This is a genomic window from Chryseobacterium candidae (assembly GCF_004916905.1).
Lineage (GTDB): Bacteria > Bacteroidota > Bacteroidia > Flavobacteriales > Weeksellaceae > Chryseobacterium > Chryseobacterium candidae.
The window spans coordinates 54,621-67,054 of record NZ_SDLV01000061.1; the positions used below are offsets into that span (position 1 = coordinate 54,621).

At 36.8% G+C, this 12,434-nt stretch carries 13 protein-coding genes; 9 read left to right on the top strand and 4 right to left on the bottom strand.

Annotation, left to right across the window (positions count from 1 at the left end; all coding sequences use genetic code 11):
* Positions 1–27: 27 nt before the first annotated feature.
* The 4 genes from EK417_RS20710 to clpB all read right to left on the bottom strand — a co-directional run bounded on the left by EK417_RS20710 (position 28) and on the right by clpB (position 4,316).
* Positions 28–672 carry a hypothetical protein gene (locus EK417_RS20710; RefSeq protein WP_136523231.1) on the bottom strand — a complete coding sequence of 215 codons (645 nt, stop codon included), beginning with the start codon at positions 670–672 and terminating at the stop codon, positions 28–30.
* A 27-nt stretch (positions 673–699) separates the two neighbouring features.
* On the bottom strand, positions 700–1,230 hold the full coding sequence (locus EK417_RS20715; protein ID WP_136523232.1) for a hypothetical protein: 531 nt from the start codon (positions 1,228–1,230) through the stop codon (positions 700–702).
* A gap of 200 nt (positions 1,231–1,430) precedes the next feature.
* Positions 1,431–1,583: a hypothetical protein gene (locus EK417_RS21270; protein ID WP_168802051.1), complete on the bottom strand. Its 153-nt coding sequence runs from the start codon at positions 1,581–1,583 to the stop codon at positions 1,431–1,433.
* A 138-nt stretch (positions 1,584–1,721) separates the two neighbouring features.
* Positions 1,722–4,316 (bottom strand): ATP-dependent chaperone ClpB, encoded by a 2,595-nt coding sequence (gene clpB / locus EK417_RS20720; protein WP_076596882.1) that lies wholly within the window; start codon positions 4,314–4,316, stop codon positions 1,722–1,724.
* Between the two features lie 369 nt (positions 4,317–4,685).
* On the opposite strand from clpB, the gene EK417_RS20725 reads away from it, so the two are divergent.
* The 9 genes from EK417_RS20725 (at position 4,686) to EK417_RS20765 (ending at position 12,415) form a co-directional block, all read left to right on the top strand.
* Entirely contained in the window at positions 4,686–5,264 is a 579-nt protein-coding gene (locus EK417_RS20725) for a TetR/AcrR family transcriptional regulator (RefSeq protein ID WP_076596881.1), read from the top strand.
* Between the two features lie 219 nt (positions 5,265–5,483).
* Positions 5,484–6,800, top strand: a complete 1,317-nt coding sequence (locus EK417_RS20730) for a phenylacetate--CoA ligase family protein (protein WP_136523233.1) — start codon at positions 5,484–5,486, stop codon at positions 6,798–6,800.
* Positions 6,800–7,885, top strand: coding sequence for a 2Fe-2S iron-sulfur cluster-binding protein (locus tag EK417_RS20735; RefSeq protein WP_110368061.1), 1,086 nt, complete (start codon positions 6,800–6,802; stop codon positions 7,883–7,885). The genes EK417_RS20730 and EK417_RS20735 overlap by 1 nt, the downstream gene beginning before the upstream one ends.
* A gap of 86 nt (positions 7,886–7,971) precedes the next feature.
* Positions 7,972–8,910 (top strand): 1,2-phenylacetyl-CoA epoxidase subunit PaaA, encoded by a 939-nt coding sequence (paaA, locus tag EK417_RS20740; protein ID WP_034695794.1) that lies wholly within the window; start codon positions 7,972–7,974, stop codon positions 8,908–8,910.
* Between the two features lie 111 nt (positions 8,911–9,021).
* Entirely contained in the window at positions 9,022–9,303 is a 282-nt protein-coding gene (paaB, locus tag EK417_RS20745) for a 1,2-phenylacetyl-CoA epoxidase subunit PaaB (RefSeq protein WP_027373980.1), read from the top strand.
* Positions 9,304–9,438: 135 nt separating this feature from the next.
* Entirely contained in the window at positions 9,439–10,188 is a 750-nt protein-coding gene (paaC, locus tag EK417_RS20750; RefSeq protein WP_076596878.1) for a 1,2-phenylacetyl-CoA epoxidase subunit PaaC, read from the top strand.
* A 6-nt stretch (positions 10,189–10,194) separates the two neighbouring features.
* Entirely contained in the window at positions 10,195–11,004 is an 810-nt protein-coding gene (locus EK417_RS20755; RefSeq protein WP_136523234.1) for an alpha/beta hydrolase, read from the top strand.
* Positions 11,005–11,007: 3 nt separating this feature from the next.
* Positions 11,008–11,472: a 1,2-phenylacetyl-CoA epoxidase subunit PaaD gene (paaD, locus tag EK417_RS20760; RefSeq protein ID WP_034695803.1), complete on the top strand. Its 465-nt coding sequence runs from the start codon at positions 11,008–11,010 to the stop codon at positions 11,470–11,472.
* 142 nt (positions 11,473–11,614) lie between these two features.
* Positions 11,615–12,415 (top strand): enoyl-CoA hydratase/isomerase family protein, encoded by an 801-nt coding sequence (locus tag EK417_RS20765; protein ID WP_110368063.1) that lies wholly within the window; start codon positions 11,615–11,617, stop codon positions 12,413–12,415.
* The last annotated feature ends 19 nt before the right edge of the window (positions 12,416–12,434 follow it).

The following is a 12,434-nucleotide window of genomic DNA, read 5'->3' on the forward strand; positions in this document are numbered from 1 at the left end:
AAAGTATATTGAATAGAATAATAACTATTAAGAGCTCTGTTTTCCCCATATAAATGAACTTGCAAATAAAATATACATTACTGAAACTGAGATCAGGAAATAGCTAAAATATATGTCCCAAATTTCCTTATATTTTACCAGAAGTGATAAAAATGACATAAAAGGCAATGTTCCTATATATGATAGTGTAATCCCAAGATTAATATAAAACATTTTGTTTTTACTGAAATTGAGAATTTCTTGTGAAGTAATTTGTTTGTAATACTCCATTATTACCAAAAGCATCAAAATAAGACAGCCAAACGTATAGTTGAATGCAAATACAATTTTACTTTTGGAAAAATATAATTCGTTGGGAATAAATGAAAGCAGATATAAAATAGATATTATCCAAAATAATTTTGGCTTTCCTAAAGATTTTGCAGCGTATAACCAGTAAAAGAATACGAACTGAATTGGCATTAAAAGGTAGTTATAGTACTGAGCTTTTGTAAAATGTACAAAGCTTCCCCACTTGCCATAAGCTTCCCCAAGAAAAATAAATACCAGATAAAACACAAAAAATTTCCAATGTTTTTCTTTTAAACGGTTATAATGGAAAATGGCTATGACTGCAGCAAGTCCTTCAGCCCAAAGCAAACTTTTTTGTGCAAATTCCTGGAATTCTGTCATACAGTTCTAAATATATTATATTTACAATTAAAAAGACTCACCTAATGGAGTTTTTGGTGGAACAAGTATTCCATTATTTTCTCCAAGCCCTGTGTCATCATCTTGTTCGATACCTTTGGCAGAATGCGTGTTTAATGCTAAAGGTTTGCTGTCTGTATTTTGGAAAGGATTGAAATCATAATCAATAAGTTCCCCTGTTTCATCGGCTTTTTTCAATGTTGGAATCAGTACCAGGGTGTGTTTTCCGGCATATTCTGCAGGAACAGGGTGAGAGTCCATGATAGACCAGTTTTCCTGTTTCGGATAAGTGGCATAATAAAATCTGATTCCAAGATCTTCCTCAGAAGCAGAAGGATCTACTTTTGCAGCTTCTTCTTCGATCTTTGCAATAAAGCTTTTTAATTTCGGAAGGTCAAACCAGATGGAATGAGCATCATCTATTCCTAAATTGGTATTGATAGCATTAAGGTGATTTTGACGGTAATTGTCGATCAGAGCCTGGATAAGACCGTTTGACATGATTCCAGGTTGTAATGGATTGTTTGATTCTGTATTCATAGCTTAGTGGTTTACGGTAAAACTCAATTAATATGCAAATTTCGTAAAAAATATTCGAGAAAATGTATTCACAAATTGGGAATTACACTGTTATTTTTACCGTGATTTTACGGATTGTATGTGAAGGATAACAATTTCTGATAAAGAAAATTCAATTCATTCTATAAAAAAACGGAGAAAGTATATTTCCCCGTTTTTCTTTAAATACATGGATATTTTCTCCAGTCCCTGCAAATGTATCCTGAAGTGCAGCACAGATTGGCAGGGCAGTTCATATTTTCGTCACACATAATGACAGGAGCGATAAGGCCGCCATCAATTTTCCTTAAATCGTTTCTTTTAAGCTTTTTCATACTGATTCTGTTTTAGTTATTAGTATTGTAAAGATAAGTTTATTTCACATAATTAGGATAAAAAGTGAAAAAAATAAGTGCTGCAGATTTAATCTGCAGCACTTATTCACAAAAATAATGTATATGAAAAAAACTATTTTATTGTTCGGCAGGTCGGAAAACCAGTCCTGTTTCTACAAAATAATCCAGAGTAATTCGGTCTCCATCGTTTACGTTTCCTGCAAGGATTTCTTTAGACAGTTTGTTTAAAACTTCCTGTTGAATCACTCTTTTCAATGGTCTTGCTCCGAAGGCAGGATCATATCCCTTATTCATCAGATAATCTACGGCATCCTGAGTGAAAGTCATAATAATGTTTCGTTTGGATAACATTTCATTGAATCCTCTCAGCTGATACTGAACAATTTTTCCTATTTCTTTCTTTCTTAAAGGCTGGAAGAGTACAATTTCATCAATTCTGTTCAGGAATTCCGGACGCAGAGTCTGTTTCAAAAGATCAAAGACCTCGTCTTTTGTTTTATCCACAATTTCATCCTGATTTTCCTCCGTAAGATTCTCAAAATTCTCCTGAATCAGATGTGAACCTAAATTGGAGGTCATGATGATGATAGAATTTTTGAAATTCACCACCCGCCCTTTATTATCCGTCAGACGTCCGTCATCCAAAACCTGAAGTAATGTATTGAAAACATCCGGATGCGCTTTTTCAATTTCGTCTAAAAGCACTACGGAATAAGGTCTTCTTCTTACGGCTTCAGTCAACTGTCCTCCTTCATCATAACCTACGTATCCCGGAGGCGCTCCTACCAGTCTTGACACACTGTGACGTTCCTGGTATTCACTCATATCAATTCTGGTCATATTGTTCTCGTCATCAAACAGGAATTCTGCCAATGCTTTTGCCAGCTCGGTTTTACCTACGCCGGTTGTTCCCAGGAATAAGAAGGATCCGATAGGTTTTTTATCATCGCTCAAACCGGCTCTGTTTCTTCTGATCGCATCTGCAACCGCCTGAATCGCTTCGTCCTGTCCTACCACTCTGTGGTGCAGTTCAGCCTCAAGATTCAATAACTTATCTCTTTCAGACTGCAGCAGCTTGGTGACAGGAATACCTGTCCATTTAGCAATCACTTCAGAGATATTTTCTGCCGTAACTTCTTCTTTGATTAGTTCATTCTGATGATTCTGCATTTCAAGTTCCACTTTGGCAAGCTCTTCCTCTTTTTCACGAAGTTTTCCGTATTGGATTTCCGCTACTTTGGCATAATCTCCTGCTCTGGAAGCTCTTTCTGCCTCATGTTTCAGAGATTCAATATCTTTTTTGATCTGGGTAAGATCTTCACTTTTCTGTTTTTCTTTCAGCCATTTGGCATTGATCTCATTTCTCTGTTCAGAAATTTTGGCAATATCTTCTTTAAGATGATCAATCTTGGTCTGGTTGCCTTCTCTTGAAATGGCGGCTAATTCAATTTCCAGCTGCATTAATTTTCTGTCCAGAACGTCCAGTTCTTCCGGCTTTGAATTGATTTCCATTCTAAGCTTTGCAGAAGCTTCATCAATAAGGTCGATAGCTTTGTCCGGTAAAAAACGGTCAGAAATATATCTCTGAGACATTTCCACTGCAGCAATAATTGCCTCATCTTTGATTCTTACCTTGTGGTGAGCCTCATATTTGTCTTTGATACCACGAAGGATAGAAATGGCAGATTCAGTATCCGGTTCTTCCACCATTACTTTCTGGAAACGTCTTTCCAACGCTTTATCTTTTTCAAAATACTTTTGATATTCGTTCAGCGTAGTAGCACCAATGGCTCTTAATTCTCCTCTTGCCAAAGCTGGTTTTAAGATATTAGCTGCATCCATTGCTCCTTCACCGCCTCCGGCTCCTACCAAAGTGTGGATCTCGTCAATGAAAAGAATGATCTGTCCATCTGATTTGATCACTTCATTCACAACAGATTTCAGACGCTCTTCAAATTCACCTTTGTATTTGGCTCCGGCGATTAAAGCTCCCATGTCAAGTGAGAACAACGTTTTATCCATCAGGTTTTCCGGTACGTCACCGCTGATAATTCTATGAGCAATTCCCTCAGCAATTGCAGTTTTACCCACACCGGGTTCTCCGATAAGGATCGGGTTATTTTTAGTTCTTCTGGAAAGGATCTGTAAAACCCTTCTGATCTCTTCATCACGCCCTATGACAGGATCCAGTTTCCCTTCTGCTGCTAACTCGTTAAAGTTTTTAGCATATTTATTTAAGGATTGATACGTTTCCTCTGAACTTGCAGAAGTGGCTTTGCTTCCTTTTCTTAATTCTTTGATAGCGCCTTCCAGCAGGTTTTTGGTTACGCCCATATCTTTCAGCATTTTGGATACTTCAGAAGAAGTTTCCAGCAGAGATAACCATAAGTGTTCAATCGTTACATATTCGTCACCCATTTTCTTTGCGATATTGGGGGCGTCCAGCAGTACTTTGTTGGCAGATTGAGAAAGATAAATGTTTCCTCCCTGCACTTTTGGAAGTTTCTCTAAATTTTCACGGTTGCGCTCTCTTACCAAATTGGCATCTGCTTCAGATTTTTTCAGTAAGAAAGGCGATATATTTTCATCCACCTGGAAGATTCCTTCAAGGAGATGTTGAGGTTCGATACTTTGGTTGCCCAATTCCATAGCAACCTGCTGTGCTGCCTGGATGGCTTCCTGCGATTTTACAGTATATTGGTTTAAGTTCATATCTTTTATATTTTTAGTAATGGTTTGTATTAAGTTTAGTTTTTAAAAACATCAAGAAACCAAATTCTGAGGCTCAGTTTCTTAATGCCATCAATTATTTAATCATTTATTCGATGAGTGTATCGCAAAAACTGTTCAATTATTAAATTTACAAAAAAATAGGACAAATTTTCCGGATATTGTATTTTTAACGGTAATTTAACTTGACAAATTTTCCGGTTTTGCAATTATTTCTTTGAAATTCATGAACAAATAGTCATAGTAGAGTAAAGTATCCTGATAATTACAATGAAAATAAAGCGTCTTTTTCTTTTTCTGAGCAAAAAATGAACAGTTTAATTCAGAATAATTACTTTTGCATTTTACCAGATGGAACTAAAAGAAAAACAGAGAAAAATACTCAACGTAGCAGTAGAACTTTTCAAAGAGAAAGGATATATGGGAAGCTCAGTAAGAGATCTTGCTACCAAACTCAATATCAAAGCAGCATCACTGTACGCCCATATCCGTTCAAAGGAAGAAATTCTGGAATGGATTTGCTTTGGCATTGCTCAGGAGTTTTTCGATGAACTTCAGGAAGTAAAAAATACAGCTGTTGCACCGAAGGAAAAACTGAACCTGCTATTGGATAAACACCTTTCTGTTGTTCTTAAAAACCGTGACGTTACCCATATCTATTCCAATGAATGGAAACATCTTGAAGAAAGACTTCCCGAATTTGTAGAATTAAGAAAAAACTACCAGCAGGAAGTTGAGGAACTGATTTCCGAGATCTATAAAGCTGAAAACTGGGAGTTAAAATCTCCGTCATTTACCACAAGATTTATCCTTCATACTTTAAATAATTCCTATTTCTGGTTCAAAAGAAGCAGCGATTCTACCGATGAAATTACCGACGAAATAAGGGAGAAAATTCTTTTTGGATTGTTAGGAAATCAAAAAAAATAACCATTCTGTTTGTCATTCTGGAAAAGTAAGAATCTCGTAATAGAATGTAGATTTTTAAAAGATTCTTCTCTCCACTTCGTTCCGCTTAGAATGACAGTGAGCATCATTTTAATGACTTCTTCTTATTTAGAATCATTCAAAATATGATAAAAATCATAAAAATTTTGCCAGCTTCCAAAATCTTTTTAAATTTACACCTAACAAATGTTAGTTAGTTTTATGGATTTTTCAGTTGAATATCTGGAGCTGGATCAGTTGAGACAGCTTCAATCCGACCGGTTGATCAGCCTGATCAGCTATTTGGGGGAGAAGTCGGAATTTTATAAAAAGAAATTTGATGCATTGCAAATATCTCCTCAGGATATAAGGTCAATTGAGGATATCGCTAAACTTCCTATTACTTACAAACAGGATTTAAGAGATAACTATCCGTTCGGATTATTTACCGTTCCTAAAAGTGAACTTCAGCGGATTCATTGCTCAAGCGGAACGACAGGAAAACCGACTGTGGTAGGATATACCAAAGAAGATGTAGACCTTTTCAGTGAAGTGGTGGCAAGATCTTTACATGCCGCAGGAGCAAGACCAGGAATGCAGCTGCATAATGCGTATGGTTACGGGATTTTTACCGGAGGCTTAGGTCTTCATTACGGAGCTGAAATGCTGGGAATGAGTGTTCTTCCTATTTCGGGAGGGATGACGGCAAGACAGGTAGATCTCATTGTAGATTTTAAGCCGGAGGTCATTTGCTGTTCGCCGTCATACGCTTTAACCATTGCAGATGAATTTACAAAAAGAGGAATTTCTGCAGACGAAATCAGTCTAAAATATGCAGTGCTGGGTTCAGAACCATGGACGGAAATTATCAGAGGACATATTGAAGAAAGATTAGGTGTTCATGCAACCAATATTTATGGTTTAAGTGAAATTATCGGCCCGGGAGTTTCCATGGAGGATTTTGAAGAGAAGGGAGGCGCTTATATCTGGGAAGATCATTTTTATCCTGAGATTTTAGATCCGGTTACCCAACAGCCGGTGCCTTTTGGAGAAGAAGGTGTATTGGTCATTACCACTTTAACCAAGAAAGCAATGCCTCTTTTAAGGTACTGGACGAATGATATCACCAGCCTTTATTACGATAAAAGTGCCAAAAGAACAATGGTGAAGATGAAACCTGTTGTAGGAAGAGCAGATGATATGCTGATCGTAAGAGGAGTGAATGTATATCCAAGCCAGATTGAAGATGCTTTTTCTTATGTAAAAGGAGTGGTTCCAAACTACTATCTTACGCCTGTAGAGAAAGAACAGATGTGTGTCGCTTTGGATATTGATGTTGAAATCGATGATGAATTGGTAAAATCTCAAAAAATAGAATCAAATACCGATGATTATTTTAATTTTGTCGGGAACTTTGGAAAAAATATAGAAAACGAAATAAAAAAGAGGGTAGGAATTACTACGAAAGTGAAAGTTCATGCCCAGGACAGTTTGCCGAAGTGCGAAGGTGGAAAAATTAATAGAATACTAAAAAAATAATGAATTCATTTTATAAACTTAAAACAGTTAAAGTTCAGAAAGATACTTCCGAAGCAGTGAATGTGGCGGTAGAAATTCCTGAAGAACTGAAAGACAAGTTCAGGTTTAAACAAGGACAGTATCTGAATTTCCGAATGATGATCAACGGAAATGAAGAAAGACGTTCTTACTCTATCTGTAATGCTCCCAGTGAAAAAGGCAACACACTGGAAGTATTGGTGAAGCTGCTTGAAGGCGGGAAAGTATCCGGTTATTTCAACGAACATCTTCATATGGATGAAGTGCTGGAAGTAATGCCTCCTATGGGTGGTTTCAATACTTCTTATCACCCTTCAAACGTGAAAACTTATGTGGGGCTGGCTGCAGGAAGCGGAATTTCCCCTGTTTTGTCCAATATTAAAGAAAGCCTTTATCAGGAACCGAATTCAAATGCTTATCTGTTCTACAGCAACAGAAGTATGAATCACGTGATGAAGAAAGCTGAAATTGATAAATTGGCAGAATCTTTTAACGGCAGATTGAAAGTAGTTTATTTAGTGAGCCGTGAAAAGCATGAAGATCCTGTTTTCGAAGGAAGAATTTCTGCTGAAAAACTGGAACAGCTATTTGAAAGATATACAGATATTGATGTAAAAGAAGCTACTTATTTTATTTGTGGTCCTTCAGAAATGATTAAAGGGATTGCAGACTATCTGAAAAAGGATAAAAAAGTACCTGCTATTCAGGTGCTATTCGAATATTTCACCGCTCCGGATGAAGAAAATACGGAGGAAATGAGTGATGAATTCAAGGCGATTGCCAATATTGAAAGCATGGTAACAGTAATCATTGATGATGATGAATATTCGTTCCACCTTAATTCTAAAAAAGAGAGTATCTTAGATAAAGCATTGAAAGATCAGCTTCCGGTTCCTTTCGCATGTAAAGGAGGCGTTTGCTGTACGTGTAAGGCGCAGGTTCTGGAAGGAGAGGTTTTTATGGAGAAAAACTACGCGCTTACCGAAGAAGAAGTAGCCAGAGGCTTCGTTCTTACCTGTCAGTGTCACCCTACAACCAATGTGGTGATGCTAAATTATGATGTTTAAAAAATTAATGTAACAATGTAACAATTTACCAGTGTAACAATCATTGGTACATTGCCAGACTGGTATATTGCTAAATTGAAAAAATTATGGACTTAGAAAAATTTGTTCAATACGTTCACGAAGAAAATAAAGTAGAACCCAAAGATGTAATGCCTGATGATTACAGGAAATTATTGGTTCGTCAGATTTCACAGCACGCGCATTCCGAAATTGTAGGAATGCTGCCGGAAGCTAACTGGATCTCCAGAGCGCCTTCATTAAGAAGAAAAATGGCTCTTCTGGCAAAAGTTCAGGATGAAGCAGGTCATGGTTTATACCTTTACTCTGCCACTGAAACGTTAGGAGACGGAAGCATCAGGGCAGACAGAGATGCTACCTATGATGATATGCTGGAAGGAAAAGCAAAATATTCAAGTATTTTCAATTATCCTACCTTAAGCTGGGCAGATATCGGAGCCATTGGCTGGTTGGTAGACGGTGCTGCAATTATGAACCAGGTAATGCTGATGGGGAATTCTTACGGTCCTTATTCAAGAGCGATGGTAAAGATCTGTAAAGAAGAATCTTTCCACCAAAGACAGGGATATGAAATTCTTATGGCATTATGCCGTGGAACAAAACAACAGAAAGAAATGGCTCAGGCTTCATTAAACCGTTTCTGGTGGCCGGCTCTGATGATGTTCGGACCTAATGATGACAGCTCACCCAACTCTAAAATCTCTATGAATTACAGAGTAAAAAGAGAAAGTAATGACAGTCTTCGTCAGAGATTTATCGATGTTACTGTTTCTCAGGCTGAATTCTTAGGATTAACCATTCCTGATAAAGATCTGAAATGGAACGAGGAAAGACAGCATTATGATTTCGGAGAACTTCCCTGGGATGAATTCATGGAAATCTTAAAAGGAAACGGACCTTGCAACAAAAAGCGTATCGAAACTAAGAGAAAAGCGCAAAGAGAAAATTCATGGGTAAAAGAAGCAGCAGCTGCTTTTGCAGAGAAACAACAAAAAGAAGTAATATAATAATGTAACAATATACCAATGTGGAAATGTAACAATCTTTGTCATGCTGAGCTTGTCGAAGCATCTCACTGTTAAACTGGTACATTGATACATTGTTAAATTTATTTGACTATGGCAAATTTAGATATGTGGGAAGTGTTTATTCAGACTAAACCGGGATTATCTCACAAACATGTTGGAGTTGTACAGGCACCCACAGCAGAAATGGCTTTGCAGAATGCAAGAGACGTTTATACAAGAAGAAAAGAAGGAACTTCTGTTTGGGTGGTTCCAAGTAAATATATTGTGACTTCAGAGGGAGTAGATAAAGAAGCATTCTTTGATCCGGCTGATGATAAACTTTACCGTCACCCAACGTTCTACGAGATTCCAAACGACGTAAAAAATATGTAGATTAATAATTTGAAAATGTACTAATTTGAAAATTTGAAAATGACCTTAACCAAGTTAATTATTCTCAAATTTTTAATTAAGACGATTCATTTATTTTCAAATTAACTCATTCTCAAATTTTCAAATAAAAAAATAATGAACCCATTATATAATTATTTATTAAAACTAGCAGACGACAGTTTCATTATGGGACAGCGTTTGTCCGAATGGTGCGGTGAAGGCCCTTACCTGGAGGAAGATATTGCATTGACGAATATTGCGTTGGATGAACTGGGACAGGCCAATAACTTCTACGTTTATGCTTCACGAGTGATTGACAATGGCAAAAGCGAAGATGATATCGCATTTTTAAGATACGAGCATGAATACGTTAACGCACATTGGACAGAACTTCCTAATGAAGATTATGCACAGACTATTCTTAAAGTATATGTATTGTCTGTATATCAAAAACTGATGTATGAAGCTTTATCCAATTCTGCTAATGAAGAATTAGCTGCCATTGCTCAAAAATCATTGAAAGAAGTAAGATATCACTATACACACGCTGCATCCTGGATGAAAATCTTCGCGCAGGGAACAGAAGAAAGTAAGTCCCGTTTGGTAAAAGCTATTGAAAATATCTGGGAATATACAAAGGGGCTTTTTGCTAAAACAGAAGGTGAAGACGACCTTGTTGCCTTGAACATTGCTCCCAATGCAGACGTTCTTTACGAAGAGTTTCTTTCCATTACAAAGAAAGATTTTGCAGACTTCGGTTTAGAATATCCGGAAAATCCTTTCATGCAGCCAAAATCAAGAACAGGATACCATACAGAGTATTTCGGATATATTCTTTGTGAGCTTCAGTATATGCAGAGAGCGTATCCTGGCTGTACGTGGTAGTAAATTATGAAGAAGTTGCTTCTTGGGATATTGGCTTTTTTTCTTGCAGCCTATGTGATACTATGTGTTGGAATCTATTTCTATCAGGAGAAAATTATTTTTTATCCTGAAAAGTTACCCGAAAATTACAAGTTTACATTTGATGGTGACTTTGAAGAAGCACCCATTAAAATGCAGGATGGAAAGCATTTGAGCTCTGTTTTATTCAAAGCACAAAACCCAAAAGGAGTCATCTTTTATCTTCATGGAAACGGAGGATCAATAAAAGGTTGGGGTGAAGTAGCTCCATTATATCGGAGTATGAACTATGATACGTTTATACTTGATTACAGAGGATATGGAAAAAGCGAAGATAAAATTAACAGTAAAGACCAGCTTTTTTCGGATGTTGAGAATGCTTACAAAGAGCTTTTAAAACGATATCCTGAGAATAGAATTATTATTTTGGGATATTCTGTAGGAACAGGATTAGCTGCAAAATTAGCATCCATGCATAATGCAGGATTATTGATTTTACAGGCACCATATTACAGTATGGAAGATGAAATGAATCAGAAATTTTCATTCCTTCCAAAGTTTTTACTGAAATATAATTTTGAGACTTGTGAATATTTAAAAACCGTTAAGTCACCAGTCGTTATTTTTCACGGTGATAAAGATGAGGTTATTAACTATAAAGCCTCTTTAAAACTTAAAAATAACTTTAAAAAAGGTGATCGTCTGATTGTATTAAAAGATCAGTATCACAACGGCATAACAGATAATTTAGATTATCAGAAAGCAATGAAAATAATCCTTGATTCTGATAAAAAATAAAATATGAATCAGCTTTTAGATTTATTAAAAACCATTCCCGATCCGGAAATTCCGGTTATTGATATTGTGGAATTAGGAATTGTAAGAGATGCACAGATTACAGGTGAAAATACCTGTGAAGTGATCATTACACCTACTTATTCCGCTTGTCCTGCCATGTTTACCATTGAGGAGGATATTATCAAAATGATGAAAGAAAACGGATGGGATGCCAAAGTAGTCACCAAGATGTTTCCGATCTGGACAACAGACTGGATTACTGATGAAGCGAGAGAAAAGCTCCGTGTTTACGGAATCACTCCTCCCGAAAAAGGAGCAGACGAACACCACATCGGAAAACCGAAAAAATGTCCGCGCTGTGGTTCCGAGCATACCAAACAGATCAGCAGATTTGGGTCTACTTTGTGTAAGGCCTCTTATCAATGCTTAGACTGCCTGGAGCCATTTGATTATTTTAAATGTCATTGATGAATAATCAACCCATACACAACAAATTTTACGGCTATGCAAAGCATAACGAAGGAATTGTTAGAATGTTAAATTATTAGACCGTTACATTGATTTATATTGTTAAATTAGTGCGTTGTTAAATAATAAATTAATAAAAACTATGTATACACAACTTGATATTGAAACGCATTTTGACGGAAAGCTGAAAATCGCATATCTTAATCAACCGGAAACGATGAATGCTCTTACCAAACCTGCTTTATCAGATCTTAGAGATTTTGTTAAAGAATGCAGCGAAGATGAAACCGTTAGATGTGTGGCCATTTCCGGAAGAGGAAGAGCATTTTGCTCAGGTCAGAATCTGGATGAAGCTTTTGTGGCAGGCAAAGAACACCATGATCGTGACATTATCAGAAAAATTGTGGTAGACTACTATAACCCTTTGGTAATGGAAGTTACCCGTTGCAAAAAACCGGTTATCGCTTTAGTAAACGGCCCGGCAGTAGGAGCCGGAGCTATGCTGGCTTTAATCTCTGACTTCGTTTTAGCTAACGAGAAAGCATATTTTGCTCAGGCATTTTCAAATATCGGTTTGATTCCTGATACAGGAGGAACATACTTCTTACCTAAGCTTTTAGGCAGACAATTAGCCAATTATTTAGCATTTACAGGTAAAAAATTATCTGCAGAAGAATCTAAATCTTATGGTCTTGTAGCGGAAGTTTTCAGTGAAGAAGAATTCGTTCCAAAATCTATGGAAATTCTTGAAAGAATGGCAAACATGCCGACAGCAGCCATTAAGCTTACGAAAAAAGCATTTGCCAATTCTTATAACAACACCCTGAAAGAACAGCTTGAGCTGGAAGGAGATCTTCAGCAGGAAGCCGCAGAAACAGAAGACTTCATCGAAGGGGTAAATGCCTTTTTACAGAAAAGAAAACCTAATTATAAAGGAAAATAAGAACTAATATAACAATGTA

Bases quoted from the DNA above. Each gene is read 5' to 3' on its own strand.
- EK417_RS20710 (WP_136523231.1), bottom strand. From the start codon at position 672: ATGACAGAATTCCAGGAATTTGCACAAAAAAGTTTGCTTTGGGCTGAA.
- EK417_RS20715 (WP_136523232.1), bottom strand. From the start codon at position 1,230: ATGAATACAGAATCAAACAATCCATTACAACCTGGAATCATGTCAAAC.
- EK417_RS21270 (WP_168802051.1), bottom strand. From the start codon at position 1,583: ATGAAAAAGCTTAAAAGAAACGATTTAAGGAAAATTGATGGCGGCCTT.
- clpB (WP_076596882.1), bottom strand. From the start codon at position 4,316: ATGAACTTAAACCAATATACTGTAAAATCGCAGGAAGCCATCCAGGCA.
- EK417_RS20725 (WP_076596881.1), top strand. From the start codon at position 4,686: ATGGAACTAAAAGAAAAACAGAGAAAAATACTCAACGTAGCAGTAGAA.
- EK417_RS20730 (WP_136523233.1), top strand. From the start codon at position 5,484: ATGGATTTTTCAGTTGAATATCTGGAGCTGGATCAGTTGAGACAGCTT.
- EK417_RS20735 (WP_110368061.1), top strand. From the start codon at position 6,800: ATGAATTCATTTTATAAACTTAAAACAGTTAAAGTTCAGAAAGATACT.
- paaA (WP_034695794.1), top strand. From the start codon at position 7,972: ATGGACTTAGAAAAATTTGTTCAATACGTTCACGAAGAAAATAAAGTA.
- paaB (WP_027373980.1), top strand. From the start codon at position 9,022: ATGGCAAATTTAGATATGTGGGAAGTGTTTATTCAGACTAAACCGGGA.
- paaC (WP_076596878.1), top strand. From the start codon at position 9,439: ATGAACCCATTATATAATTATTTATTAAAACTAGCAGACGACAGTTTC.
- EK417_RS20755 (WP_136523234.1), top strand. From the start codon at position 10,195: ATGAAGAAGTTGCTTCTTGGGATATTGGCTTTTTTTCTTGCAGCCTAT.
- paaD (WP_034695803.1), top strand. From the start codon at position 11,008: ATGAATCAGCTTTTAGATTTATTAAAAACCATTCCCGATCCGGAAATT.
- EK417_RS20765 (WP_110368063.1), top strand. From the start codon at position 11,615: ATGTATACACAACTTGATATTGAAACGCATTTTGACGGAAAGCTGAAA.